Annotated in this window: 1 protein-coding gene; it reads right to left on the bottom strand. The window is 63.2% G+C overall.

The features are described from left to right. Positions 1-478: acyl carrier protein (locus tag O5O46_RS35140; protein ID WP_269859750.1), on the bottom strand; the 478-nt coding region annotated here is incomplete at both ends.

The following is a 478-nucleotide window of genomic DNA, read 5'->3' as shown; positions in this document are numbered from 1 at the left end:
GTCAGTGCCCAGCAGCGCATCCAGATCCCAGCCACGATCAGTGGGGAACGGCGTGATGCCATCACTCTCATCAATGACCAGCCGCCACAGATCCTCCGGACCCGACACCCCACCAGGAAACCGACACGCCATCCCCACCAGGACAATCGGATCATCGGCGACCGACACCAACGCCGGCACCACAGCCGACCCAACAGGTTGCGACTCCCCGAACTCACCCGCCAGGTACCCCGCCAACCGCGTAACAGTCGGGTAGTCGAACACCACACTGGCGGGCAGGCTCGCCCCGGTCTTGGCTTGTAGCAGGTTGCGTAGCTCGATGCCGGTCAGTGAGTCGAAGCCGAGTTCCTTGAAGGGCTGGTCACTATCGATCTGTGTGGTGGAGGTGTGTCCCAGTACGGTGGTGGCGGATTCCCGCACCAGGGCAAGCAGGACCTGTTCGCGTTCCGTAGGGGGTAGTTGGGCCAACTGCTGGCGT

This window comes from Streptomyces sp. RPT161, from assembly GCF_027533845.1.
Classification (GTDB): domain Bacteria; phylum Actinomycetota; class Actinomycetes; order Streptomycetales; family Streptomycetaceae; genus Streptantibioticus_A; species Streptantibioticus_A silvisoli_A.
This window is presented reverse-complemented; position numbering and strand designations above follow the sequence as displayed.